Annotated in this window: 24 protein-coding genes; 6 read left to right on the top strand and 18 right to left on the bottom strand. The window is 66.3% G+C overall.

Annotation, left to right across the window (positions count from 1 at the left end; all coding sequences use genetic code 11):
* Nucleotides 1–69: 69 nt before the first annotated feature.
* The gene (gene ggt, locus HY058_03615) at nt 70–1,836 is read left to right on the top strand and encodes a gamma-glutamyltransferase (GenBank protein ID MBI3496375.1); all 1,767 of its coding nucleotides are present in this window, start codon (nt 70–72) and stop codon (nt 1,834–1,836) included.
* 33 nt (nt 1,837–1,869) lie between these two features.
* Here the strand turns inward: ggt and HY058_03620 are convergent, their stop codons facing one another.
* The 18 genes from HY058_03620 to HY058_03705 form a co-directional block, all read right to left on the bottom strand.
* On the bottom strand, nt 1,870–3,123 hold the full coding sequence (locus tag HY058_03620) for a DEAD/DEAH box helicase (protein ID MBI3496376.1): 1,254 nt from the start codon (nt 3,121–3,123) through the stop codon (nt 1,870–1,872).
* Nucleotides 3,124–3,507: 384 nt separating this feature from the next.
* Complete coding sequence (locus HY058_03625) at nt 3,508–4,695, bottom strand: pyridoxal-phosphate dependent enzyme (GenBank protein MBI3496377.1); 1,188 nt, start codon at nt 4,693–4,695, stop codon at nt 3,508–3,510.
* 57 nt (nt 4,696–4,752) lie between these two features.
* Nucleotides 4,753–5,862 (bottom strand): amino acid ABC transporter permease, encoded by a 1,110-nt coding sequence (locus tag HY058_03630; protein MBI3496378.1) that lies wholly within the window; start codon nt 5,860–5,862, stop codon nt 4,753–4,755.
* A 5-nt stretch (nt 5,863–5,867) separates the two neighbouring features.
* Entirely contained in the window at nt 5,868–7,049 is a 1,182-nt protein-coding gene (locus HY058_03635; GenBank protein MBI3496379.1) for an ABC transporter permease subunit, read from the bottom strand.
* 84 nt (nt 7,050–7,133) lie between these two features.
* The gene (locus HY058_03640) at nt 7,134–8,168 is read right to left on the bottom strand and encodes an amino acid ABC transporter substrate-binding protein (GenBank protein ID MBI3496380.1); all 1,035 of its coding nucleotides are present in this window, start codon (nt 8,166–8,168) and stop codon (nt 7,134–7,136) included.
* A 44-nt stretch (nt 8,169–8,212) separates the two neighbouring features.
* Entirely contained in the window at nt 8,213–8,431 is a 219-nt protein-coding gene (locus tag HY058_03645) for a heavy-metal-associated domain-containing protein (protein ID MBI3496381.1), read from the bottom strand.
* 524 nt (nt 8,432–8,955) lie between these two features.
* Entirely contained in the window at nt 8,956–11,232 is a 2,277-nt protein-coding gene (locus tag HY058_03650) for a xanthine dehydrogenase family protein molybdopterin-binding subunit (protein ID MBI3496382.1), read from the bottom strand.
* A 10-nt stretch (nt 11,233–11,242) separates the two neighbouring features.
* Nucleotides 11,243–11,707 (bottom strand): (2Fe-2S)-binding protein, encoded by a 465-nt coding sequence (locus HY058_03655; GenBank protein ID MBI3496383.1) that lies wholly within the window; start codon nt 11,705–11,707, stop codon nt 11,243–11,245.
* Between the two features lie 166 nt (nt 11,708–11,873).
* Nucleotides 11,874–12,179 (bottom strand): NIPSNAP family protein, encoded by a 306-nt coding sequence (locus HY058_03660; protein ID MBI3496384.1) that lies wholly within the window; start codon nt 12,177–12,179, stop codon nt 11,874–11,876.
* 149 nt (nt 12,180–12,328) lie between these two features.
* The gene (locus HY058_03665; protein ID MBI3496385.1) at nt 12,329–12,811 is read right to left on the bottom strand and encodes a class I SAM-dependent methyltransferase; all 483 of its coding nucleotides are present in this window, start codon (nt 12,809–12,811) and stop codon (nt 12,329–12,331) included.
* 32 nt (nt 12,812–12,843) lie between these two features.
* A complete protein-coding gene (locus tag HY058_03670; protein ID MBI3496386.1) occupies nt 12,844–13,767 on the bottom strand; it encodes a LysR family transcriptional regulator in 924 nt (307 codons plus the stop codon).
* 30 nt (nt 13,768–13,797) lie between these two features.
* Complete coding sequence (locus HY058_03675; protein ID MBI3496387.1) at nt 13,798–14,628, bottom strand: hypothetical protein; 831 nt, start codon at nt 14,626–14,628, stop codon at nt 13,798–13,800.
* Entirely contained in the window at nt 14,609–15,343 is a 735-nt protein-coding gene (locus tag HY058_03680) for an ABC transporter ATP-binding protein (protein ID MBI3496388.1), read from the bottom strand. Before HY058_03680 ends, HY058_03675 begins: the two co-directional genes overlap by 20 nt.
* Nucleotides 15,343–16,098, bottom strand: a complete 756-nt coding sequence (locus HY058_03685) for an ABC transporter ATP-binding protein (GenBank protein ID MBI3496389.1) — start codon at nt 16,096–16,098, stop codon at nt 15,343–15,345. The genes HY058_03680 and HY058_03685 overlap by 1 nt, the downstream gene beginning before the upstream one ends.
* Entirely contained in the window at nt 16,091–17,071 is a 981-nt protein-coding gene (locus HY058_03690) for a branched-chain amino acid ABC transporter permease (protein MBI3496390.1), read from the bottom strand. Before HY058_03690 ends, HY058_03685 begins: the two co-directional genes overlap by 8 nt.
* Nucleotides 17,071–17,940: a branched-chain amino acid ABC transporter permease gene (locus tag HY058_03695; GenBank protein ID MBI3496391.1), complete on the bottom strand. Its 870-nt coding sequence runs from the start codon at nt 17,938–17,940 to the stop codon at nt 17,071–17,073. Before HY058_03695 ends, HY058_03690 begins: the two co-directional genes overlap by 1 nt.
* Nucleotides 17,941–18,105: 165 nt before the next feature.
* Nucleotides 18,106–19,320, bottom strand: a complete 1,215-nt coding sequence (locus HY058_03700; GenBank protein MBI3496392.1) for an ABC transporter substrate-binding protein — start codon at nt 19,318–19,320, stop codon at nt 18,106–18,108.
* Between the two features lie 35 nt (nt 19,321–19,355).
* Nucleotides 19,356–20,966: a benzoate-CoA ligase family protein gene (locus tag HY058_03705; protein ID MBI3496393.1), complete on the bottom strand. Its 1,611-nt coding sequence runs from the start codon at nt 20,964–20,966 to the stop codon at nt 19,356–19,358.
* A 205-nt stretch (nt 20,967–21,171) separates the two neighbouring features.
* On the opposite strand from HY058_03705, the gene HY058_03710 reads away from it, so the two are divergent.
* The 5 genes from HY058_03710 to HY058_03730 all read left to right on the top strand — a co-directional run.
* The gene (locus HY058_03710) at nt 21,172–22,089 is read left to right on the top strand and encodes a helix-turn-helix transcriptional regulator (GenBank protein ID MBI3496394.1); all 918 of its coding nucleotides are present in this window, start codon (nt 21,172–21,174) and stop codon (nt 22,087–22,089) included.
* A gap of 64 nt (nt 22,090–22,153) precedes the next feature.
* On the top strand, nt 22,154–23,791 hold the full coding sequence (locus tag HY058_03715; GenBank protein ID MBI3496395.1) for a benzoyl-CoA-dihydrodiol lyase: 1,638 nt from the start codon (nt 22,154–22,156) through the stop codon (nt 23,789–23,791).
* 2 nt (nt 23,792–23,793) lie between these two features.
* Nucleotides 23,794–25,218, top strand: a complete 1,425-nt coding sequence (boxB, locus tag HY058_03720) for a benzoyl-CoA 2,3-epoxidase subunit BoxB (GenBank protein MBI3496396.1) — start codon at nt 23,794–23,796, stop codon at nt 25,216–25,218.
* Nucleotides 25,219–25,246: 28 nt separating this feature from the next.
* On the top strand, nt 25,247–25,633 hold the full coding sequence (locus HY058_03725; protein ID MBI3496397.1) for a hypothetical protein: 387 nt from the start codon (nt 25,247–25,249) through the stop codon (nt 25,631–25,633).
* A 19-nt stretch (nt 25,634–25,652) separates the two neighbouring features.
* A partial coding sequence (locus HY058_03730; GenBank protein ID MBI3496398.1) for a feruloyl-CoA synthase occupies nt 25,653–25,887 on the top strand: 235 nt, incomplete at its 3' end.

Genomic DNA, 25,887 nt, shown 5'->3' on the forward strand with positions numbered 1-25,887 from the left:
TGGCATAGGCTGCAGACCGCGTCGCGAGCATCCCTGCTCATTCCCACCAATCGCCGTCCGGAGACTCCAATGCAGCTCAGCCGTCCCGTGCTCGCTCATGAAGAGCTCACCGTCAGCGACGGCATGGTCGTGGCCCAGCACCCGCTGGGTGCCCGGATCGGCGTCGAGGTGCTGGAGCGCGGCGGCAATGCCGTCGATGCGGCCGTCACCACCGCCTTCGCCATGGGGGTCCTGCAGCCTTTGATGAACGGCATCGGCGGCGGCGGCAATATGGTGCTGCATTTTGCCGACGATGACGCGGCGTCGGTCTATTACAGCATGCCGGCGCCGGGCCTGGCGCGTCCCGATATGTACAAGCTGGCACCCGCCGGCGGCGAGCTGGAGGCGGCCGGCAGCCATTTCTCCCGCAGCTTCGCTTGGCCCGAGGTCAAGGGCAACGCCAACACCAAGGGCTACGGCTCGATCGGCGTTCCCGGCACCGTCGCCGGCTTGGCCTTGGCGCTGGAGCGCTGGGGCACGATGGATCTTGCCCAGGCGATGCAGCCGGCGATCCGGTTGGCCGAAGAGGGCTTCCCCGTCGGCCATCATTTCACGCTGGCCTCGGTCGCGGACCGGGCGACCTTCCAAGCCTATAAGGGAACGGCACAGGTCTACTATCCCGGCGGCCAGCCGATCCCGGTCGGCGGCCGCTTCGTGCAAAAGGACCATGCCCGCACCTTGCGCATCATCGCCAAGAAGGGGCCGGCCGGATTCTACAAGGGTGAGATCGCGGAGATGATCGGCGATGACTGCGCCAGGAACGGCGGCACGCTGAGGGCCGCCGACCTGGCGCACTACCGCGCCCATGTCATGGAGCCGATCCGCAGCCGCTACCGCGCCCACGGGCTCATCGCCATGCCGCATCTGACCGCCGGCACCACGGTGGTGGAGATCCTCAACATCCTGGAGCATTTCGATCTGGCACGGATCGGCTGGGGCAGGCCCGAGGCGCTGCATCTCGTGGCCGAGGCCATTCGTCTCGCCGCCGCCGATCGCTTCACCTTCATGGGCGACCACCAAGATGCGCCTTTGACCGAGCTCGCGAGCAAGGATTATGCGGCAAGCCGCGCCGCCTTGATCTCGACCCGGCGGGCCGGCGAGCCGCTCGCCGGCGATCCGTGGCGCCGGGCGGGCCAGGTGCGGCCGCGGAATTTCCCGAAGCCGGCCGGTGCCGCCGACGATCGCGGCACGACCCACATCACCGTCGTCGACCGCAAGCGCAATGCGGTGTCCCTGACCCAGACCAACTACGGCTATTCCGGTGTGGTCAATCCCGGGGTCGGCGTGATGATGAATAACGCCATGGGTTGGTTCTGCCCGCTGCCGGGCACCATCAACTCGGTGGCGCCCGGCAAGGCCGGCCTCAACAACATGACGCCGATCCTCATCCTTCGCGCCGGACGGCTGAAGGCGGCAATCGGCGCGTCGGGCGGGCGGCGCATCTGGACCGCGGTTGCCCAGTCGATCGTCAACTATCTCGATTTCGGGCTGTCGCTGCAGGAGGCGGTGCAGGCACCGCGCCTCCATGCCGAGACCGACGATCTGCTCATCGACGGGAGGTTCGGGGCCAAGGTCAAGGCGGCGCTTGAGCGCAAGGGCCACCGCGTGGCGGTGGCAACCCCGCATTTCGACCGCTCGCCCTATTCCGAGCCCAACGGCATCGCCGTCGCCGGAACGAAGCTCAAGAGTGCCGTTTATCCCGTGGCGAAGCCAACCTACGCGGCGGGCTATCCCGGCGGCGATCCGGCCCCGGCCGAGGCCGACACGCTCGCCCCCAGGCCCGACCTGCACCCTTAAGCGAGAGCCGGTGCGGGCGCCGGGATCGGCAGGTCAGCCGGCGTGGTGGCGCGGCCGTGTGCGGCCGCGCTCGCCGCCGCGCGACTGGCGCCATCCGCCTGCGGTGCGCGGCTTCGTCAAAAAGGCGGGATGCGCCGGTGCCGTCCGTCCATTGCTCTGAGGCTCGCCGCCTTCCATCGGGGCCAGCGTCATTCTGATGGTCCGCTCGATGTCGCGCAGGAACGCGCGCTCCTCATGATCGCAGAAGGAGATGGCGATGCCCGCCGCACCGGCCCTGGCGGTGCGGCCGATCCGATGGACGTAGCTTTCGGGCAGGTTGGGGATATCGAAATTGATCACGTGGGTCACCCCGTCGACATCGATGCCGCGGGCGGCAATGTCGGTTGCCACCAGCACCCGCGCGCGGCCATCCCTGAAATCCGCCAGCGCCTTTTGCCGGGCGCCCTGGGATTTGTTGCCGTGAATGGCACCCGAGCTGACGCCGGCGCGCTCGAGCTGCGTTGCCACCCGGTCGGCGCCATGCTTGGTGCGGGTGAAGACGAGGACGCGGGCCACATCGGGCTCTGCCAGCACCGACAAGAGCAGCGCCGGCTTTTGCTGCCGATCGACGAAAATGACCCGCTGCTCCACCCGTTCCACGGTGGTTGCCGAGGGTGCTACGTCGACCCGCGCCGGATTCTTGAGCAAGGTCTTGGCGAGGCTGGCGATGGCATCGGGCATGGTCGCGGAGAACAGCAATGTCTGGCGCTTCTCAGGCAGCTTCGCCACGATCCGCTTCACATCATGGATGAAGCCCATGTCGAGCATGCGATCGGCTTCGTCGAGCACGAACAGCTCGAGGCCGTCGAGGCGAACATGGCCCTGGTTCATGAGGTCGAGAAGGCGGCCGGGTGTGGCGACCAGGATATCGACGCCGCGGGCCATCCGATCGACCTGGGGCCGCTGGCCGACGCCGCCGAAGATGACGGCGCGGCGGAGCGGTAGCTCGCGTCCGTAGCGGCCGAAGGAGTCGGAGATTTGGCTCGCCAGCTCGCGGGTCGGAGCCAAGATGAGCGCGCGCGCGGTGCGCGGCGCGGGGCGCCGCGGGCTCTTGCTCAAGAGTTGCAGGATCGGCAGCGCGAAGGCCGCGGTCTTGCCGGTGCCGGTCTGGGCGCAGCCGACGACGTCGCGGCCCTCGAGCAGGAGCGGAATGACGCGGGCCTGAATCGGCGTTGGCTTGGTGTATTGCTCGGCCGCAAGCGCGCTCAGCAAGGGTTGAATGAGGGGGAGTTCGGAAAACGACTGCATGATTCAAGAAGTCTTTCTTGTAATGAACGGCGCGCGCCGCCGTCATGGCGGCGCATGGCCGTGGACGCGCCGGACAAACGACTTCCGTCGCTGGGCAGCGATCCATGCTTCATCGGAATGTTAATGGCTGGACGCCCGGTGTCCGTATGCGGGTATCCGCGTGCGGGCAGAGGGGCGAAATGGCAAAACATGCCGAAGCGAAGTTGGACGACATATGGGCGCATCGACGCCCTAAGTCAATGGGAATCCGAGCATTCGAGCCATTGGCTGGGTGCCGCTAGGCTCACCCCGCCGGGATTTCGCGGCTCAGGATAGGACATGGGGTACCCCGTCGGGCGTGCCTCCATGGCAGGGTTAACGGTCGCTGGCTAGGACCAGCTGGGCTCAGACGTTGGCAAGCTCAATTGGTCTTTTCGGGCTCTCCGGCATTTCGCGAAAGCCGTTCGCGGTTCCGATCAGAGCAACACGCGCGCCGGGCTTTATGGTGCCATCCTCGCGCAGTCCTCGCAGCGCCGTGAGCGTGGCAGCGGCGGACAGTTCCAAATACAAGCCAGCGTGCGCTAAACACTCTTGATCTCGACGTACCTGCGGCTCCGAGACTGCGATGGCAGCTCCTCCAGACGATCTGAGGGCGAGCACGGCTTGCCAGGCGACGGTCGATCCTCCAATCGAAGACAGCGCGGACTCGCCAGGAAAGGCGCCCCGGTGGTCTTCGCCCGCGAGCACGCGCGTCAGCCGCGGATGCGGCTCGACGGCAACCAGGCGCGGCATGCGCTGAATCCGCCGCTCTTCGAGCAGAACCCGATATCCCTCGTAGATTCCCCAAAGCAAGTCGCCACGCGAGGTCGGCACCAGGACGAAATCGTGGCCGTCGGCACCTGCTTCATCGAAGAGCTCGAAGGCAACGGTCTTGTACCCATCGACGCCCCAGCAATTGCTGCCCACGGGTGGATCGATGAAGTTGGTTGCTGGAAACCAGCCCTCGGCCCGCACATGGTCAGACACCAGTCGCCAGCGATCGAGGCTGCGCTCGGTTGCCACAAGCTCCGCGCCAGTGATCTCGATGGCCCGGCGCCAGATCGGATTCATCGCCGGCGTGGTCACGATCACGCAGCGAAGACCGGCCGCGGCGGCATAGGTCGCAACCGAGACACCGGCATTGCCGCTGGAGGCGGCAACGATGGCCGGTGCGCCGGTTGCAACCGCCCGCGCCACGACCAGGCAACTCATTCGATCCTTGTGCGAGCCCGTCGGCGATTGCGACTCGCATTTCACGTGCAACGCCGCCAGGCCAAGCTCCATCGCGAGCCCAGGCACCTCAACCAGCGGTGTATCGCCCTCGCCGAGGCTTGGAAATGTGATGTAGGGGAGCAGGGTGGCATGGCGCGCCATTCCGCCTCTGCCACCGGCCCTCGGCGCTTTGCCTGTCGACGTGTAGACCGGCTTGACGCTCGCCGGAAAGTCCGCCGCCAGGCAGTTGGGGCAGCCCGTGGGGTAGTCGGCGACGGGAAGGACCGTTGCGCATTTCAAGCATTGAAAACCACGCAAGCCGTTGTTGATCTGATAGGTCATGGCCGTCTCATGCGACTCCCGCCCGCTGGTCGATCGCCGGTTTTCTTGATCTGCTCGTTATCGGCGTTGGTCGGCGTTGAGCCGTCGCTCGACGGCCTGGCTATAGCGCGATAATCCAAAGCAGATCAGCCAGAACACGAGGCCGACGAAGACATATCCTTCGGCGTTCGAGCCAAGCCAAAGCGGATCCGCGGCGCCGGCGGCGGCGATATTGAGGATGTCGAAGAGTCCGACGATCATCACCAAGGTCGTGTCCTTGAAGAGCGCGATCGCATTGTTGACGATGCCGGGAATGACCTTCTCCAGCGCCTGGGGCAGCACGATCATGGCCGTCGTCTGCCAATAGCCAAGCCCAAGGGCCGACGCCGCTTCATACTGGCCCCGGGGAACCGCCTGCAGGCCGCCGCGGATGACCTCGGCTAGAAAGGCGCCAGCGAATACGGTGATGCCTATGAGGGCCAACGCAAGCTCGTTGAATCGAACGCCGTGCGGGAGGAAGAAGGGCAGCATCACCGTCGCCATGAATAGGACCGTCACCAGCGGCACGCCGCGCCAGAGCTCGATGAAGGCTGCTGACATCAGGCGTATCGCCGGTAGCTCGGAACGCCTGCCCAGCGCCAGCACGATGCCCAGCGGAAACGAACCGACGACGCCGGTGACGCCGACGACCAAGGTCAACATGAGTCCGCCCCAGCGGTCGGTCTCCACCGGGGCGAGCCCGAGCAGGCCGCCGCGCAGGAGCCAGAAGTCGACCAACGGAGACGCGGTCAGCATGGTGACGGCGATCAGCCGCTTGCGCGGCGTCCACGGCAGGAGCAGGGCAGCGATGCCTCCAGCCAGCGCCGCCATCACGAGGTCGACCCGCCAGCGTTGCGGCGGAGGATAGAAGCCGTAGACGAATTGACCAAACCGATTGACGACGAAAGCCCAGCAGGCGCCACCACCGGTGCAATCGCTCCGTCGGCCGCCAACCCAGGTCGCGTCTAGGAAGGCCCAGTCAGCCAGGAACTTGGCGGCATAGAACGCGAGAATTGCGATCGCAATGGTGAGAGCGATATGCACGGGACCGGCGAATAGATTGCGGCTGGTCCAGGCGCCGATGCTCAGGGAAGCGGTGGTGGGGCGTGGTGTCGTGTCGGACGAGACCGGATAGGAGAGCTGCGACATGGCGCTCAGTTCTCCACGATCGCGGCCAGCCGGTTATAGACGTTGGTCGCCAATGCGACCACCGCGCTCAGCGTCAGGTAGACGAGCATGGTGATCAGCACGATCTCGATCGCGCGGCCAGTCTGGTTGAGCACGGTGCCGGTGAATACGTTGACCAGATCGGGATAGCCAATCGCAGTCGCGAGCGAGGACGCTTTAAGGAGGTGGAGATATTGGTTCGACAAGGGCGGGATCAGCACCCGGAGCGCCTGCGGGATCACGACGAGACGAAGTATTCGACCTCGACCGAGGCCGAGCGCCTTTGCCGCCTCGGTCTGTCCCTGGTCGACGGCCAAGATGCTGCCGCGGACGAGCTCGGCAATGAAGGAGGCATTGTAGACCGTGAGCGCGAATATGAGGGCTGCGAGCTCGGGGGTGAGCCTGAGTCCCCCGGTGAAATCGAATCCCCTCAGTACGGGCAGCTCCCATGTCAAGGACGCGAGGCCGCTTGCCAGCAGTAAGAGCGCCGTTCCCGAAACGAGGAGAAAAATGACCATAGCGGCCGGGAACGCCTCGCCGGTAACTGCCTGACGACGCTTATTCCAGACCCAGACGAAAACCGCTATGGCAGCCCAGGCCAAGAATGACCAAGGCGCCCCGGCGAGATCAGCTTCCAGAACCGGCCGGGGTAGGAGGATGCCGCGGTTGTTGAGGAAGGCGAGTCCGCCCAGAGAGAGGCTCTGGCGTACCGGTGGCAGCGCGCGCAGGGCTACGTTGTACCAGAATAAGAGATGCAGCAGCAGCGGCAGATTGCGAACGAGCTCTACGTAGCCGAGCGCCAGGCGGGACAGCGGCCAATTCGTGGAGAGACGCGCGATGCCGATTGCGAATCCGAGTGCGGTTGCGAGTACGATGGAGATGGCGACGGCCAGCAAGGTATTGACGAGACCGACGAGGAAGGCACGCCCATATGAGTCGGCTTCGGTGAAGTCGATGATGCTGAAGCCAATGCGGAATCCCGCCTCTTGCGAGAGAAAGCCGAAACCGAGATGGAGACCTCGCGTAGCAAGATTTTCCGCCGCATTGAGAGCAAAATAGGCGAGAAGAGCCGCCACCGCCGCGACCGCGGCTGCCTGATAGCCAAGCCCGAGCAGCAATCGGCGTACGGGTCGCCAATCGCGGCCTGGGCCGGCGGATACGTCAGTCATGCCCGTCCTCAGGCATGCTGGTCCTCCAAGACTGAGCCGGTAATCTTAGCTCGGCTCATCTGACAGATAACCGGTCGCTGCCCCTCAGCGGAACGGCGGAGCGTAAAACAGTCCTCCGTCATTCCAAAGGCGGTTCGGGCCCCGAGCCAGCTTGATCGGGCTCCCCTCGCCCAAGTTTCGATCGTACATCTCGCCGTAGTTTCCGACCGCAAGGATCGCCTTCACGCCCCAGTCTTCAGCCAATCCCATCTTTGGCCCGAAGCTCCCGGTCTTGCCAAGCATTCGCTGGATCTCCGGATTGGGCGACGCAGCCGCCAGCTCCGTCACCGCTTTTTGGGTGATGGCCAGCTCCTCGGCCGCGATCAGCATGTTGAGTGTCCAGGCAACGATGTCGCGGAAGCGTGGATCATCCTTGCGTACGATGGGTCCGAGCGGTTCCTTCGAAAACACGTCCGGCAGTATGACGAAGCCGTCGGGGTTCTTAAGCGCGGTCCGGCTCGCGGCCAGCCCGCCGCGCTCGTTCGTGTAGGCGTCGCAGCGGCCCGCTTCGAGGTTTGCTTGGCTCTGCTCGCGGGTATTGCCGACGATTGGCGTGTAGGTGATGCGGCGTGTACGGAAATAGTCCGCGAGATTGAGCTCCGAGGTGGATCCCCCCGCGACGCAGATCGATGCGCCATTCAGCTCCGCACCGCTTTTCACCCCGAGCGTCTTGGAGACCAGGAAACCCTGGCCGTCATACATGTAGATACCGGCCCAATCGAGGTTGAGCTCGGTGTTGCGCGTGTAGGTCCAAGTGGCCGTGCGCGCGAGGATGTCGACATCACCCGACTGCAGCGCGGTAAACGCGTTCTTGAACTCGAGCGGCACGAACTTGACCTTCGCGGCGTCGCCCAGCAGGGCCGCCGACACGGCCCGGCAGAAATCGACCTCGAAGCCTTGCCAATTGCCTTGGCTGTCGAGGGTGCTCATGCCTGTCGATCCACCCGTGCTCACGCCGCAGAGCAGCTGGCCGCGCTGCTTGACGGCATTCACTGTGTCGTTCGGGCCCGCAGCTAAGGAACCGGACCAGACGAGCATGACGGCAATTGCTGCTCCACATGCCAATCTCGTTCCACGCATGATCGCCTCCTGTCGTTGTTCTTCTCCCAGGTCGTGCCGCTCTCTCATCCGGCCGCCGAGGGTCGATTGTCTGCGAGGGCATATCCTGCTCCTTCGATCGCAGCGACGATGCTACGTCGATCCTTGATCGGATCGACTGTGACGATGCCTTGCTCGATATTGACCTCCACGCGCGCACCGGGTTCGGCCGCCGTGATCGCCTGCGTGATCTTCTTGGCGCAGCCCGTGCAGTGAATATCCTTTACCGCGAACGTCTCCGACATCGTCATCCCCTTGGTTTGACGCGCCTTTCGCCGCCGATCTGGCAGATTGACGAAACATCTGTAGGTGAGGCTAAACCTTGCCACCGTCGGAAGGTCAAGCGGCAAAGCATCTCCAACATCTGCAGGAATCGACGCGAATGAGGATAAGGATGAGGCTCATTCCGACACGAATTTTCTGCGCTATCGTCGTCCTATTCTCTATTCGCGTAAGGCCGACGAGCGATCATCTGCGGTGCGCGGCGCCAAGAAGATTTATAATCGCAGCATCAATGGCGTGGCCCGAAACCAAGGACCGCCGTTTGGCGGTTTGCCAACCAGTCACTCTGACCATGTTGCCATGAAGCGCCCGGCACCTGACTTGTGCGAAAATTCGGTGTCGTACGGCCCCGGATGGAGCACCAACTCATGGAGTTCATACGCGGGGGATGAGATGACGCATCTCCGCACCCTCCCTCGCCGGCTTCGACGGGGGAGGATTGGGCGTCGTAGTCGTCGCGCTACACCCTCGATGGCTGGGGTGTGTTCTACGACAAGGCCTGGCGCACCCGTTCGGGCGTGAAGGGTGCGCGCCTCAAGCGCACGCCCGTGGCATCGAAGATGGCGTTGGCGATGGCCGCGGTGACGGGTCGCGTCGCCGGCTCGCCGGCGCCGGCCGGCGGCAGTTCGGGACGGTCAATGAGCGCCACGTCGATGCGCTCGGGCGTATCGACGATGTCGAGGATGGGGTAGGCGAGCCAGTCGCCGCTGGTCACGCTGCGCTCATCGAAGATGACCTCTTCGTAGAGCGAGCGGCTGATCGCCTGCACGACATTGCCCTCGATGCATTGCCTGAGGCCTTCGGGGTTGATGATCTGGCCGCAATCATGGGCAACCGTGAACTTGCGGGCCCAGACCCGGCCGCTCTTGCGCTCGACCTCGACCTCGGCCACGACGGCGACGATGGTGCCGCCGCGCTGGGCATAGCCGATGCCGCGGCCGGTCGCCACCTCACCCCTGGCACCGGCGCGCTTCGGTGACGGCCGCTCGTCCCAACCCGACCGCTCTGCCGCGGCCTTGATGACCGCGACGTCGCGCGCATCCTTCACATGGGCCAGGCGAAAGCGAAGGGGATCCTGGCCGATGGCGGCGGCGATCTCATCGATGAAGGATTCGCTGGCGAAGTGCAGCTGCGGGCCCAAGGGATCGCGAAGATGCGAGGTGCGGAGCGGCGAGGCACGCTCCAAGAGAGGCGGAATGGTCTCCCAGGCCATGAGCTTGTTGGCGAAGCCGTAGGACTCCGCCGGCATGCCGAAGGCTTGGATCGAGGTCAAGGGCAAGCCCATGAGCTGGCCGGCGAGACTGTGGCCGGGATTGCTCTCGTTCGAGTCGATGTCGAGGCGCGAGAAGCCCTTGCTGATGAACTCATAGGCGATGACCGCATTGTCGCGGTCGAGCCCGGCGCGAACCCGGTGGATCGAAGCCGGCGCCTTCGGATCCCAGCCATGACCCTCATGGCGCATCCCCTGGAGCCTGACCGGGCGCCCGACGGCCTTGGAGAGGACGGCCGCATCGAGGGCGGCATCGCCGGCATCGTTGCGGCCATATGATCCCGGTCCCGGAACCCAGATGCCGCGCACCTTTTCAGGCGGCAGGCCGAGGATGCGGGCGACCCCGTCGCGGGCGAAATGCGGCTTCTGCGATCCTGTCCACAAGGTCGCCTGGTCGGTGCCGGCATCGACGATGGCGCAGGCCGGCCCCATGCTCGCATGGGACTGGAACGGCCATTCATACTCCGCCTCGACAACGCGCGCCGCGCGGGCGAATGCGGCCGCGACCGCCGCCGGATCGCCCGCCTGCTCGCGCCTGGTGACTTGGGCCCGGCGTATGTGCTGGTAGAGCTCCTCGAAGCGCGGGAAGGGCGGGCGCGCCTCCGACCAGGTGACCTTGAGGCGCTCGGAGGCGCGGATCGCATCCCATTCCTTCGGGGCGACCACGCCCAAGAAATCCTTCAGGTGGACGATGCGCACGCCGGGGATATCGGCGATGGATGCGGCATCGACCTTGATGGGCACCGCGCCGGCGACGGCTGGCCGGATCATCCTTCCATGCAACATCCCGTCGACCTTGACGTCGGTCACATAATCGAGCTGGGCGTACACCTTCGCCGCGACGTCGCGGCGGGGGAGGGGCTTGCCGACCACCCGGTATTGCTGGGGGGCCTTCGGTTTAGCCTTGCCGATGGCCAAGAGATCGTTGCCGATCTTGCCGTTCCACTCGAGCTTCACCTCGAAGCTCTTGCCGGCCAGCAGCGCCGCATAGGAAAGCCCGCCCGCCGGATCGCCGCTCGGGTGCACGGTCCCGTCGGTCACGCTCAAGCTCTCGGCCGGAACGCCCAAGCGCTCAGCGGCAAGACCGACGAGCACGCGGCGCGCCTCCGCCGCCGCATAGCGAAGCTGCCTGCCGCCGTTCTGCACGCCGGTCGAGCCGCTAGCCCCGCCCTGATTGACGCTGGTTGCGGTATCGCCCATCACCACCGTCACCCGGTCCGGCGCCACGTCGAGCTCTTCGGCCACCATCTGGGAGATGGCCACGTCGAGCCCGTGGCCCATGTCCATCTTGCCGAAGAAAGCCGTCACCATGCCGTCATCGGCGATAGCGAGCCAGGAATCGAGCTGGTCAGGGGTGAGCGGCGGCTTCCCGCTCGCTGCCGCCAGAGCCGCGCTGCGCCCGTGCGGCAGCGGCAAGGCGACGGAGACCACCAACAAGCCGGCGCCCTGGATGAGCGAGCGACGCGACAGACCGGGAGCATCGAAGGGCGCCATCGCCGCCTCCCTAACCGATCTCGGCGGCGCGCTTGACCGCGCGCAGGATCGCCATGTGGGTGCCGCAGCGGCATTTGAGCCCGGTCAGCGCGTCGCGGATCTCCGCGTCGCTGGGCTTCGGGTTCTGTTTGAGAAATGCGGCCGCGGTCATGATCCAGCCGTTGATGCAGTAGCCGCATTGCGGCACCGCTTCCTCGACATAGGCACGCTGCAGCGGGTGGGGATTGGCAGGCGTGCCGAGTCCGGCGAGCGTGACGATCTCGCCCTGGGCGGCGTCCGCGATCCGGGTCTGGCAGGAGCGGATGGCAAAGCCATCGAGATGCACGGTGCAGGCGCCGCATTGCGCCAGCCCGCAGCCGAAATGCGGATTGTTCAAGCCGAGCTCGTTGCGGAGCGCATAGAGGAGCGGCATGTCGGGATCGGCGTCGAGCCGGTGCTGGACGCCATTCACCTTGAGCGAGAATGACTCCGTCATCCGAGACATCCTCCCGATATCAACAGGGGCTGCGAGCGAGGTCCCGACCGGAAGCGGCCCCTCATCAGGTGCGCTCGCTTGTCGTCGGCGATCCGTCCGCGTGGCCGAGCATAGCCTCGGGCCGCACCCGGCAGCAATCACGAGGCCGCGAGCGGAATTGCCCGGGTCAGCCGACCGGTCTCAGGAAGCTTCGCTCCTCCGCCAGGATGAAGCGGTGCTCCTCGGCGTAGTGGAAGTTTTTGGCACCGGCCTCGTCGGTTCTGAGGCGAGCCCGGTAGGCCTCGTAAGTCGCCAGGCTGTCGAAGGAGATGAGAGCCATGGCGATGTTGTTGGTGCCTTCATGGGGCATCCAATATCCCTGGAGCTGGCCGCCGCAGCGGGGAATGATGCTGAGCCAGTTGCGCGCATACTCCTCGAACAGGTCGCGCTTGTAGGGGTCGAGCTGGTAGCGGATGAAAACGGTGATGGTCACGGTCGAGCACCCTGGAGGTCACGCAGGACCATCACCTTGCCGCATTCCGAGGCATGGATGCTTCGGGCAGCGCCGAACTGTTCGCGCTTGACCGGGGGTGGATTTGGGAGGGGGTGAGGATCACCCCCACCCCGACCCACCCCTGGCCGCTAGCCGGTCGTTTCGGCGGCGTCGCGGCTCAAGGCGCTGCCGAAGCAGGGGATGTAGAGCTCCTTCCACAGATCGATGAGCACGAAGTCGAGCGGCGTTTCCAGCGCGGCGATGGTCTTACGCGCATCGCCCAGTCGGAATTCGACATAGTCGAGAAGACCGGCCTTGGCGAGCTGGGCGCGGGCATGATCCTGCTTGCCCGGGTGGACGTCTGAGCTGATGAGCTTGCCGCCGGTCGCCCTTGCGGCCTCCGCCAACCAGATCGCCGAATAGCCGTAGGAGGTGCCGAGCTCGAGGATGGTTCGCGCCTTCGCCTCCTTGATCAGCAGGTTCATCAGCCGGCCGGTGTTCGGGCCGACCGAGATCAGGAACTCATCGATGCGCCGCGCGAGCTCCTTCGGCGGCAGCTCTTGCATCAATTTATGCTCGGCGGCGGCGCGCGCGTCGTAGTCGGCGAGCACGATCTCGATGGCGTTGTCCATGGCAGTCTGGTCCTTCCTCGATGCGTTTCAGCCTAGCGCCCGAAGGCCTCCGGCGAATAGTAGAGCTGCAGATCGCGCGTCTCGCCGATCAAGTCCTTGACCTGCAGGGCCACCAGCTTTGCGGCCGGCGACAAGCCGATGCCGGCATAGACGATGCGGTATTCCATCGCCGGCAAGGGCCGCCTCGTCGCCACCACCCGCAAGGTTCCGGCGGCGAGCTCGCGGCTCGCGGCCGAAGCCGGGCCCATCGCCACGCCGAGACCCGCCACCGCCAGCTGGATGCGGGTCAAGAGGCTGGAGCAGCTGTGGTGGCGGCCGGGCTCCACCCCTTCGGCGCGGAACCACTCGGTCGCCAGCTCGTTGAGATGCGAGCCGCTTGCATCGGTGATCACCGGCCAGAGCGCCATGTCGGCAGCGCTCATCGGTGCCAGCGGCAGACCGAGATCGGGGCTGGCGAGCCAGGCCATGTCCACCTTGCCCAAAGACTCGGCCGTCACCTGCGGCGAGCTGATCGGTCCGGCCATGAAGGCGACGTCGAGCTCGCCCCTGAGCATCCGCGCCTGCAAGGTCTCGCTGGAATCGACGGCGAACTCGACGACGATGCCGGGATATGTGCGGGCGAGCCTTCTCAGCAGAGTGGGCATCCAGGTGACGGCGGGAACGGCGGTCACGCCGAGACGCACCAGGCCGGAGAGCGCCTCCTTGGTGCCGACGCGCTGCTGGATCTCGGCCGACATCGCCATGATCTGCTCGGCATAGTGCAGAAGCTCGTGACCCTTGGCCGTCGGCCGAGCGCTGCGTCCGCTGCGGTCGAACAGCTCGACTCCGAGCTCGCGCTCGATCTCCCGGATCCTGGCCGAGATCGCCGGCTGCGAGGTCTTGAGATGCCGTGCTGCGGCATGGAAGCTGCCGAGACGGGCGATCCAGTAAATCGCTTCGAATTGCCGGAAGTTCATGGGTGGGCGACCCCTGGCAACGATCGTCCGTCAGGGTTGGAGCGGGGTCTTGAGCGCGCCATCTTCGTAGATACCCTGCTCGATCGTGCCGTCGGGACGAAAGACGGCGCCGATGCCATGGCGCATTTCGGCTCGATAGTCGCCCGCATAGCGCTCGCCTGTGGGAAAGTAGAAGACACCGGCACCTTCCCGGTCGCCGCCCCGCATCTCGCCTTCATAGCGCTGGCCGTTGGCGAATTCGATGACGCCATGGCCGTCGGGCTTGGTGTCGTGGAATTCGCCCTCATAGATCTCCGAGTCGGAGAAGAAATAGATCCCGACGCCGTTGCGCTCGCCGCCTTGGACTTGCCCCTGGTAGTGCTCGCCGTTGGCGAAGTGAATGATGCCATGGCCTTTGGGCTGGCCATCGCCGAATTCGCCTTCGTAACGCTCACCGGTTGCGAGCTGCATGATACCGAAGCCGCTGGGCATTCCGTCCTCCAGCATGCCCTCATAATGCATGCCCCGGGCGAAGCTGACGACGCCCAGCCCATTCGGGCGATCGTTCTCGAACTCGCCTTCGATGTGATCGCCATTGGGATAGTCGCGGATCACCCGCCTGGACGGCGGCAAGCTCTCCGCCTCCCTGGCGGCGTTGGCGGCCGCGCGCGAGGCGGCAAAAGCGGCTGCCGCGGCCTGCCGGCCACGATCACCGGCGCTCCGCGCGCTCGCAGCCGCCGCCTCCGCTCTCGCCACCGCTTCTCTCGCCTGCGGATGCAGCTTCGGACCTGCTTCTTGCGCCGCGAGCGCGGCCGGCAACAGCAGGATGAGCGCCGCACCGAGGCCGGCGGCGCGCAAATGGTCAAATCCCGAGATAGGCATGCATGGCATCCGGTTTGGCCTTGAGCTCGGCGCTGGAGCCGGTGAACACCGCCTGGCCCTTGACCAGGATCACGATGCGGTCGGCGAGGCCGAGCAAGGTGGTTGCATTCTTGTCGACGATCACCGATGCCATCCCGGCCTCTTTCAGGCGATGGATGACGGCCCAGATCTCGCGCCGCACCAGGGGCGCCAAGCCCTCGGTCGCCTCGTCCAGGATCAGGAGTCGCGGATTGGTCATGAGCGCGCGCCCGATGGTCAGCATTTGCTGCTCGCCGCCGGACAGCCGCTCTCCCAGATGGCCGAGGCGCTCGCCGAGCCGCGGGAACTGCTCCAGCACGCGTTCCAACGTCCAGCCGCCCGCGGCATGCCTGCCGCCATAGGCCGCCATCGCCAAGTGCTCGCGCACGGTCAAATTGCGGAAAATGCCGCGACCCTCGGGCACGAAGGCGATCCCGGCGCGGGCGATGCGATGGGTTTTGGCGCCGGTCATTGCCCGTCCGTCGATCATGACCTTGCCGCCGCTCGGGCGCATCAGGCCCAGAATGCTGCGCAGCAACGTGGTCTTGCCCATGCCGTTGCGGCCCATCAGCGCCACCGTCTCGCCGGCGTCTACGGAGAAGTCGACACCGCGCACGATATGGCTTGGGCCATAATGTGCGTGCAAACCCTCGGCTGCGAGGATGGGTGTGCGCGCGGCGAGGGTGCCGGAGGTCATCAGGGGCCCTCGCCGTCGCCGAGATAGGCCGAGCGCACGCGCGGGCTCCGGCGGATCGTCTCCGGCAGGCCGGTCTCCAGGACGGCACCGTTCACCATGACGGTGATGGAATCGGCCACGGCGAAGACGGCGTCCATATCATGCTCGATCAGGAGCAGCGTGTGCGCGCCTTTGAGACGATTGAGGAGTGTCACCATGCGGCTTGTCTCATCGGCGCTCATCCCGGCCATCGGCTCGTCCAGGAGCAGGAGATCGGGTTCCGCCGCCAGCATGAGGCCGATCTCGAGCTGACGCTGCTCGCCATGGCTCAAGATCCCGGCGGGCACGCTGGCGCGGGCGGCGAGATCGATGCGCTCGAGGGAAGCCTCGACGCGCTCGGCTACACCGGCGAGGCGGTGGGCCGGACTGAAGAACCGCATCTGGCGCGCGAACCGGGCCTGGGCGGAGAGCCAGACGTTCTCGCTGACGGTCAGCTCGGGAAAGATGTTGGTCTTCTGGTAGCTGCGCTGGATGCCGAGGCGCGCGATGCGATGCGTGGGCCAGCCGGCAATGTCGCGGCCGGCATAGCGGATCTCGCCGGCATCGGGTGCCAGGTCGCCGGAGAGAAGATTAATGAGCGTGGTCTTGCCGGCGCCGTTGGGTCCGATGATGCAATGGACTGCGCCCGGAGCCAGCGCCAGCGCCACCGCATCGACGGCGACGAGCCCGCCGAACCGGCGGGTGAGGCCACTCGCCAAGAGAATGGGCTCAGGCATCCACGGCGACCCCGCGACGCCGGTCGCGGGGCAGCAGCCGCGGCAGCAGATCGACGAGGCCATTGGGCAGCGTCAGCACGACGGAGATGACGAAGACGCCGATGAGAAGCAGCCAATGGGTGGTCCAGGCCTGCACCAGCTCCTCGATCAGCACCAAGGCGAAGGCGCCGACGAGGGGACCCAGGCGTGAGCGCAAGCCCCCCAGGATCACCATCATCAAGGCCAATCCGGACTGGTGCCAGGAGAACAAGGCCGGGTTCACGTAGGTGTATTGGGTTGCGTAGATGAAGCCGGAAAAGCCGGCGAGGGCACCCGACAAGCCGAAGGCGACGAGCTTGTGGAGATAGGTGTCGTAGCCAAGCGCGCGCATGCGCTGCTCGTTCACCCGGATGCCCTCGATCGCCTTGCCGAAAGGCGCGCGGCTGACGATACCCAGAAAGAGATATGTGGCGGCCATGGCCACAAGGGTTGCATAGAAGAGGCTCGGACGATGATCGAGCTGGAGGAGCGCGATCCCGCCGACCGCCACGACCGGACGCGCGGCGATGAACAGCCCATCGGCGCCGCCGGCGATCTTGGTATCGTGGAAGAGGTAGAACAGCATCTGCCCGAAGGCCAAGGTGATCATGATGAAGTAGACGCCGCTGGTGCGGATCGCGAGCGCGCCGATGGCGAGCGCGGCCAGGGCGGCGCCGCCGATCGCCAGCGGCAAGGCGAGCCAGAGGCTGGCACCCTCGGTCGCCGGCGAGACCAACGCCACGATATAGGCGGCGAGCGCGAAAAAGGCGCCATGGCCGAGACTGACCAGCCCGACGCCGCTCACCAGGAGCCCGAGGCTCATGGCGAAGATCGCCATGGTCATGACCTTGGTGAAGAGCTGCACGTAGAAGCGGTCGGCGAACGCCGGCACCAGCAGCAGCGCCGCGAGCCCGAGCAGCGCCAGCACGCTCAGCATGCGCGGTGGTGCGGCCATCACGCGTTCCGTCCAAAGAGGCCTTGCGGACGCCACAGCAAGGTCGCGACCATGAGCGCATAGACGGCCACGCTGGCGAGACCCGGGGCGAAGGTCTTGCCGAAGGTGTCGGCCAAGCCCACGAGCAAGGCGGCGACGAAGGCGCCCTTGATCGAGCCGATGCCGCCGATGACGACGACGACGAAGCAGACGATCAGCACCTGATCGCCGAGGCCGGGATAGACCGAAGAAAGCGGTGCGGCGATCATGCCGGCGAATGCCGCAAGGCCGGCGCCGGCGGCGAAGACCAGAGCCGAGAGCCTGCGCACATCGAAGCCCAGGATCTCTACCATCTCGCGGTTGACCGATCCGGCGCGGATGACCATTCCCAGCCTGGTGTGCTGGATCACCCCATACATCGTCGCCGCGACGGCAAGGCAGGCGATCGACACGGCGACGCGATAGGCGGGATAGGAAAGGGTGTCGGTCAGCCGAAAGGAGAAATCGAGGGCCTTCGGCGCCGGCACGCCATGCACCTCGTTGCCGAAGACGATGCTCTGCAGCTCATTCAGAATGAGGATGAGCCCATAGGTGAGCAGCACCTGCTGCAGGTGGTCGCGCTCGTAGAGGAAGCGGATCATCACCCGCTCGATCGCAAAGCCGAGCGCCAGCGCCAAGGGCAATCCCAGGACGATCGCCAGCCAAAGCTCGCCGGTCCTCTGGGTCAGCCAAAAGGCGAGATAGGCACCGACCATATAGAAGGAGCCATGCGCGAGGTTGATCACGCGCAAGACGCCGAAGGCCAGCGTGAGCCCGCTCGCGATCAGGAACAGGAGCAGCCCGTATTGGATCCCATTCAGGATCTGAATGAGCGCGAAGGTCGGATCCATGGGTGAGCTAGTGCCCTGTCGGACCGCTTATGTCCAGCGCCGACGTTTGCCCCCACCCCGGCCCTCCCCCGCCTTCGGCGAGGGAGGGAGTCCCGAGCATACGCGCTCTTGTCCCCTCCCCCGCCACTGGGTGGGGGAGGGATAGGGTGGGGGCTATTGCGCCCCTCAGGTCATCTTGCAGCCGGCGGCGGGATCGGCCAGCGCCTTGTGCGCCACCTCGACGAACTGGTTCTCGCCGTTGGCGACGGTGCGCAGATAGATGTCCTGCACCGGGTTGTGCGAGGCGGAGAAGGTGAACTTGCCGCGCGGGCTGTCGATGGTGGCGGCCCTCATCGCCTTGATCATCGGCTCGCGCGCCTTGACGTCGCCCTTGACCGCGTCCATGGCCTGGATCAAGAGCTGTCCCGTGTCGTAGCCTTGCACGGCATAGACGTCGGCCGCCCGTCCGGTCTGCTTCTGGAAGTCGGCGCGGAAGCGCTTGTTTACCGGGTTGTCGAGATTCTCGGCGTAGTGCAGCGTGGTGAAAAGCCCCTCGGCGGCCGCACCTTGCGCCTTCAGCACGCCGTCGGTGAGGAAGCCGGTGCTGTAGAGCGGAATCGATTTGCGCAAGCCGGCGCCGTCGTAGTCCTTCACGAACTTGGCCGCACCGCCGCCGGCGAAGAACACGAACAGCGCATCGGGCTTGAGTGCCGCCAGCTCGGTCAACTGCGCCTGGAACTCGACATCCGGGAACGGCACCCAAAACTCCTTCACCACCTTGCCCCCGGCCTTGGTGAAGCCTTCGGTGAAGCCCTGCACCGACTCCTCGCCGGCGCCGTACTTCCAGGCCATCACGGCGGCGGTCTTGTGCCCGCGCTTGGCCGCGACCGCACCCATCGGAAAGGCCGGCTGCCAGTTCGAGAACGAGGTGCGGAAGATGTTGGGCGCGCAGAATTGCCCCGTCGCCGCTCCAGCACCGGCATTGGGGATGATGAGCAGGGCGTTTTCCTCGCGCGCCACCTTCACCATCGCCATGACCACGCCCGAATGCACCGTGCCGATGAAGAAGTCGGCCTTCTCGCCGACGACCACCCGATTGGCGTTTTGCGGCGCCTTCGCCGGCTCGCTCTCGTCGTCGACCTGCACGTATTCGATCTCGCGGCCGCCCAATTTGCCGCCCTTCTCGGCAATCGCCAGCTTGATGGCATCGGTGATGTTCTGCCCGAGCGCGGCATAGGTGCCGCTATAAGGCAGCATCAGGCCGAGCTTGACCTTGGCCTGCTGGCCCAAGGCAAAGCGCGTCGGCACGCTTCCGGCAAGGGCGGCGGCGGCCCCGCCGGCCAAGAGCGCGCGGCGGGTCAAGCGGTAGCGCGGCGATCCCGCGATCCTGTCGTCAATCATGGAGAGCCTCTTCCTTCAAGGGTTGGGTCGATTTCTCATGCGGCCCGGCTGGCGCGGTCGGCCTCGCGCTGGCGCAGCCGGAAGCGTTGGATCTTGCCGGTCGCGGTCTTCGGCAGATCGCTCACGAACTCGATCCATTTCGGATACTTGAACGGGGCGAGCCGGGCGCGCACATGGGCGCGCAGCTCGTCGGCGAACGCCTCGCCGACGGCAATGCCGGGCTTAGCCACGACGAACGCCTTCGCCTTGACGAGGCCGTTCTCGTCCGCGGCACCGATCACGGCTGCCTCCAGCACGCCTGGGTGGGTCACCAGCTCGCCCTCGATCTCGAATGGCGAGACATAGATGCCGCCGACCTTGAGCATGTCATCGGTGCGCCCGCAATAGACGTAGTAGCCGTCCTCGCACTGGCGGTATTTGTCGCCGGTGCGGGTCCAGCGTCCCTGGAAGGTGTCGCGGCTGCGCGTGCGGTTGTTCCAATAGAAGGCAGCGCCGGTCGGACCGCTGACCAGGAGCTCGCCGATCTCACCGGACTTGACCGGCTGGCCGGCATCGTCGACGAGCTTCAGCTCGTAACCCGGCACCGCCTTGCCGGTGGTGCCGTAGCGCAACGCCGAGGGCGAATTGGAAAGAAAGATGTGCAGCATCTCGGTCGAGCCGATGCCGTCCAAGATGTCGACGCCCGTCGCCGCCCGCCAGCGTTCACCGATGCCGGCCGGCAAGGCCTCGCCCGCCGATACGCAGCAGCGCAGCGAGAGCTCGGCTGGGGCCGGCAGCTCGCCCGAGGCCAGTAAGGCGGCGAACAGCGTCGGCACGCCATAGAAGATGCTGGGCCGGTGCTGGCGAAGGATGCGCGCGACCGCCGCCGGCGTCGGCCGTTCGGCCATCAGCACGGAGGTGGCCCCGACCCGAAACGGGAAGGTCAGCGCATTGCCGAGCCCGTAGGCGAAGAACAGCTTCGCCGCCGAGAACACCACATCGGCTTCGGCGATGCCAAGCACCGGCTTGGCGTAGAGCTCCGCGGTCTCGACCAGGCTCGACTGCACATGCACGGTGCCCTTGGGCTGGCCGGTCGAACCCGAGGAATAGAGCCAGAAGGCCGGATCGTCGGCCGTGGTTTGGGCCGGCTCCAGCATCGGCGAGGCAGCCGCCATGAGCTTCGCCAGCTCCGGCTGCCCGTGAACGTTCCTGCCCGCGATCGCCACCCGCGCCAGCCGCGGCTGGTCGTGGAGAGCCGACTGCACCCGCTCATAGAGCGCCTCCGAGATCACCGCCGCTCGGGCCCGGCTGTCACTCAGCATGAAGGCGTAGTCCTCGGCGGTCAGCAGCGTGTTCACCGGGACCGGCACGGCGCCGATCTTGATGGCACCCAGGAACACCGAGGCAAAGTCGATGCCGTCGGTCATGCACAGAAAAATACGCTGCTCCGGCTCGATGCCGAGCGCCTTCAAGGCGTTGCCGGCGCGGTTCACCCGTTCCGACAGCGCCCCGTAGGTGTACTGGCCGGCATCGTCGATGACCGCGAGCTTGCCGGCCCGGCCGGCGGCCAGGTTCCACTCGACCAGGTCGGCCGTGGCGTTGTAGTCGCGGGGGCGCGCGATCCGCGGCGGCGATGTCGAATGGTCGGCGATGGTGAAGCCGGTCATTGCGCCTTGCCGGCCGGCTCACGAGGCTGCCGGCCTGCTCCCTGATGTGCCGCCTCTGCTGATCCGGGCGACTATAGCTGGGCATCTTGCCCCAGGGCGCCGGTCAGTCAAGGGCAATCGGCATTATTGTGCATGTCGGGGGCTTGCCCTAGTCTGATCGCGCGATGCAGAGCGCACCCGGAAAGCGATCGTGACCAGCTCGCCCGTGAAGGCGAGGGGCATCGGCACGGCCGAGGCGGCCGGCGCCGAGGCCGATCGCTTCTTGAAGGAGCTGGGCGAGCGCACCCGCGGCTGGCGCGCCCGGCGCGGCATGACGCGAAAGCAGCTCGCCCAGGATTCGGGTGTTTCCGAACGGCACTTGGCCGAGCTCGAGAGCGGTCGCGGCAACGTCTCGATCCGGCTGCTGCGCCAGATCGCCGCGGCGATCGGCGTGAAGGTGGCTGCCTTGGTCGAGGAGGGGGAGGAGCATCCCGTCGAATTTGCGCTGATCCACGAGCTCATCCTCCGCCTGGAGCCCGCCGATCTCGCCGAGGCCTATCAGCTCCTATCCGCCCGCCGCGGCAGCAAGCGCTCCGGACGGGCTGGAAGGCTGGCGCTCATTGGCCTGCGCGGCGCCGGCAAGAGCACGCTCGGACGGCAATTGGCGAAGCGTCTCGGCGTTCCCTTCGTGGAGCTGGCTGCGGCGATCGAAGCGACCTCGCAGATCAGCGTCGCCGAGATCTTCTCGCTCTACGGCCAAGCCGCCTATCGGCGCTACGAACGCCGGGCGCTCGAGGGGGTGCTGGCCGCCCATGAGCGCGTGGTCATCACCACCGGCGGCAGCCTGGTTTCGGAAGCCGGCACCTTCGAGCTCCTGCTGGAGAGCTGCCACACCGTCTGGCTGCAGGCGAGCCCGGCCGAGCACATGGCCCGGGTCATGGCGCAAGGCGACTTCCGTCCGATGCAGGGCAATGCCGAGGCGATGGAGGATCTCCGGCGCATCCTCGACGGCCGCAAGGAGCTCTACGCCAAGGCCGATGCCGTGCTCGACACGTCGGGCCGCAGCGTCGCGGATTCCGCCGAGGCGCTGTGCCGCGTCGCCCGGCGCCTCCTCAGCGGCCAGCGCGCGCCGGCGCCCGGCTGATATGCATTATCTTGCAGGTTGGGCGGGCGCGGCCTAGCATCGCGCCCGTGAGGGAGAGCCCGAGATGATCAGCTTCGAAACCGATCCCAGCCGCTACCGTCATTGGAAGCTCGGCTTCGAGGGTCCGGTCGCCACGCTGGCCCTCGACGTCAGCGAGGATGGCGGCATCCGCGAGGGCTACAAGCTCAAGCTCAACTCCTACGACCTCGGCGTCGACATCGAGCTCAACGACGCGCTCCAGCGCATCCGCTTCGAGCATCCGGAGACGCGCACCGTCGTCATCACCAGCGCCAAGGAGCGGATGTTCTCCGCCGGCGCCAACATCTACATGCTGGCCGCCTCCAGCCATGCCTGGAAGGTGAACTTCTGCAAGTTCACCAACGAGACCCGGAACGGCATGGAGGATTCGAGCGAGCGGGGCCGGCTGAAATTCCTGGCGGCCCTCAACGGTCCGACCGCGGGCGGCGGCTATGAGCTGGCGCTTGCCTGCGATGAGATCCTGATGGTCGACGATCGCTCCTCGACCGTGAGCCTGCCGGAGGTGCCGCTCCTGGGTGTCTTGCCCGGCACCGGCGGCTTGACCCGGCTCACCGACAAGCGCCGGGTCCGCCGCGACTTGGCCGATCTCTTCTGCACCACCGCCGAGGGCGTACGCGCCGAGCGGGCGCTGGAATGGCGCTTGGTCGATCGCATCGCCAGGCCCGCCAACTTCGCCGGCCTCCTCGCCGAGCGCGCGAGGGTGCTTGCCGCCGATGATCCGGTGCTGCCGCCAGGCCCGGGAGTCAAGCTCGAGCCCTTGCAGCGCAGCGACACCGAGGACGGTTGGCGCTACGGGACGCTAGCGGTCGTGCTCGATCGGGAGCGACGGACGGCGCGGCTCGACATTGCGGCGCCGACAGCACCCGTCCCCGCCGACATTGCCGCCATCCGCGCCGAAGGATGCCGCTGGTGGCCGCTGCGATTCGCCCGCGAGCTCGACGACGCGATCCTGCTCTTGCGGGTGAACCATCCGGAGATCGGGCTCTGGCTCATTCGCACATCCGGCGACATCGATGCCGTGCTGGCGATGGACGCGCTCATGCTGGACAACGCCGATGACTGGCTGGTCGGCGAGACAATGGGCTTCCTCCGCCGCACCATCCGGCGCCTCGACGTCTCCTCGCGGAGCCTTTATGCCGTGGCCGAGCGGGGCTCGTGCTTCGCCGGGCTTCTCTATGAGCTGGCGCTGGCATCAGACCGCTTCTATCTGCTCGATGCCGAGGGCGATCCGCCGTCGATCGTGCTGGACCGACTCAATGTCGATGGACGGCTTGCTATGGGAACCGGGCGCACCCGGTTGGACCAGCGCTTTGCCGGCGATGGCGAAGCGATCGCCGCCGCCGAGGCGCGCCTCGGCCAGCGCATCGGCGCGGCGGAAGCGCGCCGGCTCGGCCTGGCGACCTTGACCCCCGACGAGCTCGATTGGGCCGATGAGATGCGCCTTGCCATCGAGGAGCGCGTCTCGCTCTCCCCCGACGCCTTGTCGGGGCTCGAGGCGAGCCTCCGCTTCGGCGGCGGCGAGAGTCTGGAATCGAAGATCTTCGGCCGGCTGTCGGCATGGCAGAACTGGGTGTTCGGCCGGCCGAACGCCGTGGGCGAGAAGGGGGCGCTCAAGCTCTTCGGCACCGGCAGCAAGGCGAAGTTCGATTGGGATCGGGTGTAGCGATGTCCATCAACTACGGCGAACGCATTCCCAACAATGTCGGCCTCGGCGACGACCGCGTGCTGCAGCGGGCGCTCGAGCACTGGCAGCCGAAGTTTCTCGATTGGTGGCGGGCGCTCGGGCCCGTGGATTTTCAATCTGCCGACGTGTTTCTCCGCACCGCCATCGGCGTCGACCAGCAGGGCTGGGCCAGCTACGGCACGGTCAAGATGCCGGATTATCGCTGGGGCATCTTCCTGGCCGAGCCCGGCCCCGATCGCCGCATCGGCTTCGGCGATCTCCTGGGCCAGCCGGTTTGGCAGCAAGTGCCGGGCGAGCACCGCTCGACCTTGCGCCGTCTCATTGTAACCCAAGGCGACACCGAGCCCGCCTCGGTCGAGCAGCAGCGCATGCTTGGCCACACCTGCCCGTCGCTCTACGATCTGCGCAACCTGTTCCAGGTCAACGTCGAGGAGGGACGGCATCTCTGGGCCATGGTCTATCTGCTGCACGCCTATTTCGGACGCGATGGCCGCGAGGAGGCCGAGCAGCTCCTGGAGCGGCATTCCGGCGACAGCGACAAGCCGCGCATCCTCAACACCTTCAACGAGCCGATCGACGATTGGTTGAGCTTCTTCATGTTCACCTATTTCACCGACCGCGACGGCAAGTACCAGCTGAAGAGCCTGGCCGAGAGCGGCTTCGATCCGTTGTCCAGGACCTGCCGGTTCATGCTGACCGAGGAGGCCTATCACATGTCGGTCGGCTTGACCGGCATCCTGCGCATCGTCCAGCGGACGGTCGAGGTGATGAAGGAGCTCGGCACCGATGACCCCGCACGCATTCGCGATGCCGGTGCCATCGACCTTGCGACCTTGCAGCGCTACATGAACTTCTGGTTCAGCTCGTCGCTCGATCTCTTTGGCGCGGAAGTTTCGAGCAATGCCGCGACCACCTTCGCCAACGGCATCAAGGGGCGGGCGGACGAGGCGAGCTACGCCGATCACGATGCCTCGAAGGAGAGCTTCCGGCTGGAGCAACCCACTGCCGATGGGCGCATCGGCGAGGAGGACGTCCCCATGCGCAGCGCGCTTAACGAGGTGTTGCGCCGGGCCTATGTGGGGGATTGCGGCGTCGGCGTCCGGCGCTGGAACCGGATCGTCCGCAAGGGCGGCTTCGAAACGGAACTCCGCCTGCCGAGCCCGCGCTTCAATCGCACCATCGGCGTCTGGGCGGGACAAAGCTACGGTCCCGACGGAGCCAGGTTGGAGTTCGATGCGTTCGCCCGTCAGCGCGCGGGCTGGCTGCCGTCGGATGCCGACCGCGGTTTCGTCAAGGCGCTGATGCGTCAAGTGCGCGAGCCCGGGAAGATCGCCGGCTGGATCGCGCCGCCCGAGCGCGGCATCAATAACCTTCCCGTTGAGTACGCGTACGTCACGCTTTCCTAGCGCCGGGCAGTCTGCCTTCCTCAACCGAATGCTGGAAGCCGAGCGTGCCGGGGCCAAGGCGCTCGTCGTGTTCATGAGCGATCACCCGCGCAGCAGCGAGGCCTGGACGACGTTGCGAAAGGTCCAGGCGGACGAGGCGCGCAACTGCGCGCTGATCGGCAAGTTGCTCGAACAAGCCGGCACACCTTACAGCCACGAAACCGGCGAGTTCTATGCCAAGGCGATCGCCGTCAACGGGCCGATAGAACGAATCGAGTTCCTCGTGAAAGGTCTGCGCTGGGCCGTTCGCGCCATGGACGAAGGGTTGAAGTCCCTGGACGGCGCGCCTGGAAGTACGTTCCTGAAAATGCGCGATTCACATCTACGCAGCATCGCGGCGTGCGAGTCACTGGCGCGCTCCCTGCGCGCGAGTTAGGCGGATATGCGATTCAACCATGCCTTCGAGCCTTGAGTTCGCCCCGGCCAGAGTGGACCTGGAACGGCGTGCCGACGGCAGCATGCTGCTGCGCTCGCCGCAGCCGCTCGGCGTACCGGCGCGGTGCGTCACCACCTGGCTGATGGATTGGTCGGTGCGGGCGCCCGAGAGGACTTTTCTCGCCGAAAGAAAAGGCGACGCCTGGCGCAGGATCAGCTACCGCGATGCCTACGGCGCGGCCCGCAGGATCGGCC

The organism is Pseudomonadota bacterium, assembly GCA_016195085.1.
In the GTDB taxonomy this organism is placed as follows: domain Bacteria; phylum Pseudomonadota; class Alphaproteobacteria; order SHVZ01; family SHVZ01; genus JACQAG01.

Excerpts from the sequence above, each read along its gene's own strand:
- ggt (MBI3496375.1), top strand. The coding sequence starts at position 70 with ATGCAGCTCAGCCGTCCCGTGCTCGCTCATGAAGAGCTCACCGTCAGC.
- HY058_03620 (MBI3496376.1), bottom strand. The coding sequence starts at position 3,123 with ATGCAGTCGTTTTCCGAACTCCCCCTCATTCAACCCTTGCTGAGCGCG.
- HY058_03625 (MBI3496377.1), bottom strand. The coding sequence starts at position 4,695 with ATGACCTATCAGATCAACAACGGCTTGCGTGGTTTTCAATGCTTGAAA.
- HY058_03630 (MBI3496378.1), bottom strand. The coding sequence starts at position 5,862 with ATGTCGCAGCTCTCCTATCCGGTCTCGTCCGACACGACACCACGCCCC.
- HY058_03635 (MBI3496379.1), bottom strand. The coding sequence starts at position 7,049 with ATGACTGACGTATCCGCCGGCCCAGGCCGCGATTGGCGACCCGTACGC.
- HY058_03640 (MBI3496380.1), bottom strand. The coding sequence starts at position 8,168 with ATGCGTGGAACGAGATTGGCATGTGGAGCAGCAATTGCCGTCATGCTC.
- HY058_03645 (MBI3496381.1), bottom strand. The coding sequence starts at position 8,431 with ATGTCGGAGACGTTCGCGGTAAAGGATATTCACTGCACGGGCTGCGCC.
- HY058_03650 (MBI3496382.1), bottom strand. The coding sequence starts at position 11,232 with ATGGCGCCCTTCGATGCTCCCGGTCTGTCGCGTCGCTCGCTCATCCAG.
- HY058_03655 (MBI3496383.1), bottom strand. The coding sequence starts at position 11,707 with ATGACGGAGTCATTCTCGCTCAAGGTGAATGGCGTCCAGCACCGGCTC.
- HY058_03665 (MBI3496385.1), bottom strand. The coding sequence starts at position 12,811 with ATGGACAACGCCATCGAGATCGTGCTCGCCGACTACGACGCGCGCGCC.
- HY058_03670 (MBI3496386.1), bottom strand. The coding sequence starts at position 13,767 with ATGAACTTCCGGCAATTCGAAGCGATTTACTGGATCGCCCGTCTCGGC.
- HY058_03675 (MBI3496387.1), bottom strand. The coding sequence starts at position 14,628 with ATGCCTATCTCGGGATTTGACCATTTGCGCGCCGCCGGCCTCGGTGCG.
- HY058_03680 (MBI3496388.1), bottom strand. The coding sequence starts at position 15,343 with ATGACCTCCGGCACCCTCGCCGCGCGCACACCCATCCTCGCAGCCGAG.
- HY058_03685 (MBI3496389.1), bottom strand. The coding sequence starts at position 16,098 with ATGCCTGAGCCCATTCTCTTGGCGAGTGGCCTCACCCGCCGGTTCGGC.
- HY058_03690 (MBI3496390.1), bottom strand. The coding sequence starts at position 17,071 with ATGGCCGCACCACCGCGCATGCTGAGCGTGCTGGCGCTGCTCGGGCTC.
- HY058_03695 (MBI3496391.1), bottom strand. The coding sequence starts at position 17,940 with ATGGATCCGACCTTCGCGCTCATTCAGATCCTGAATGGGATCCAATAC.
- HY058_03700 (MBI3496392.1), bottom strand. The coding sequence starts at position 19,320 with ATGATTGACGACAGGATCGCGGGATCGCCGCGCTACCGCTTGACCCGC.
- HY058_03705 (MBI3496393.1), bottom strand. The coding sequence starts at position 20,966 with ATGACCGGCTTCACCATCGCCGACCATTCGACATCGCCGCCGCGGATC.
- HY058_03715 (MBI3496395.1), top strand. The coding sequence starts at position 22,154 with ATGATCAGCTTCGAAACCGATCCCAGCCGCTACCGTCATTGGAAGCTC.
- boxB (MBI3496396.1), top strand. The coding sequence starts at position 23,794 with ATGTCCATCAACTACGGCGAACGCATTCCCAACAATGTCGGCCTCGGC.
- HY058_03725 (MBI3496397.1), top strand. The coding sequence starts at position 25,247 with ATGCTGGAAGCCGAGCGTGCCGGGGCCAAGGCGCTCGTCGTGTTCATG.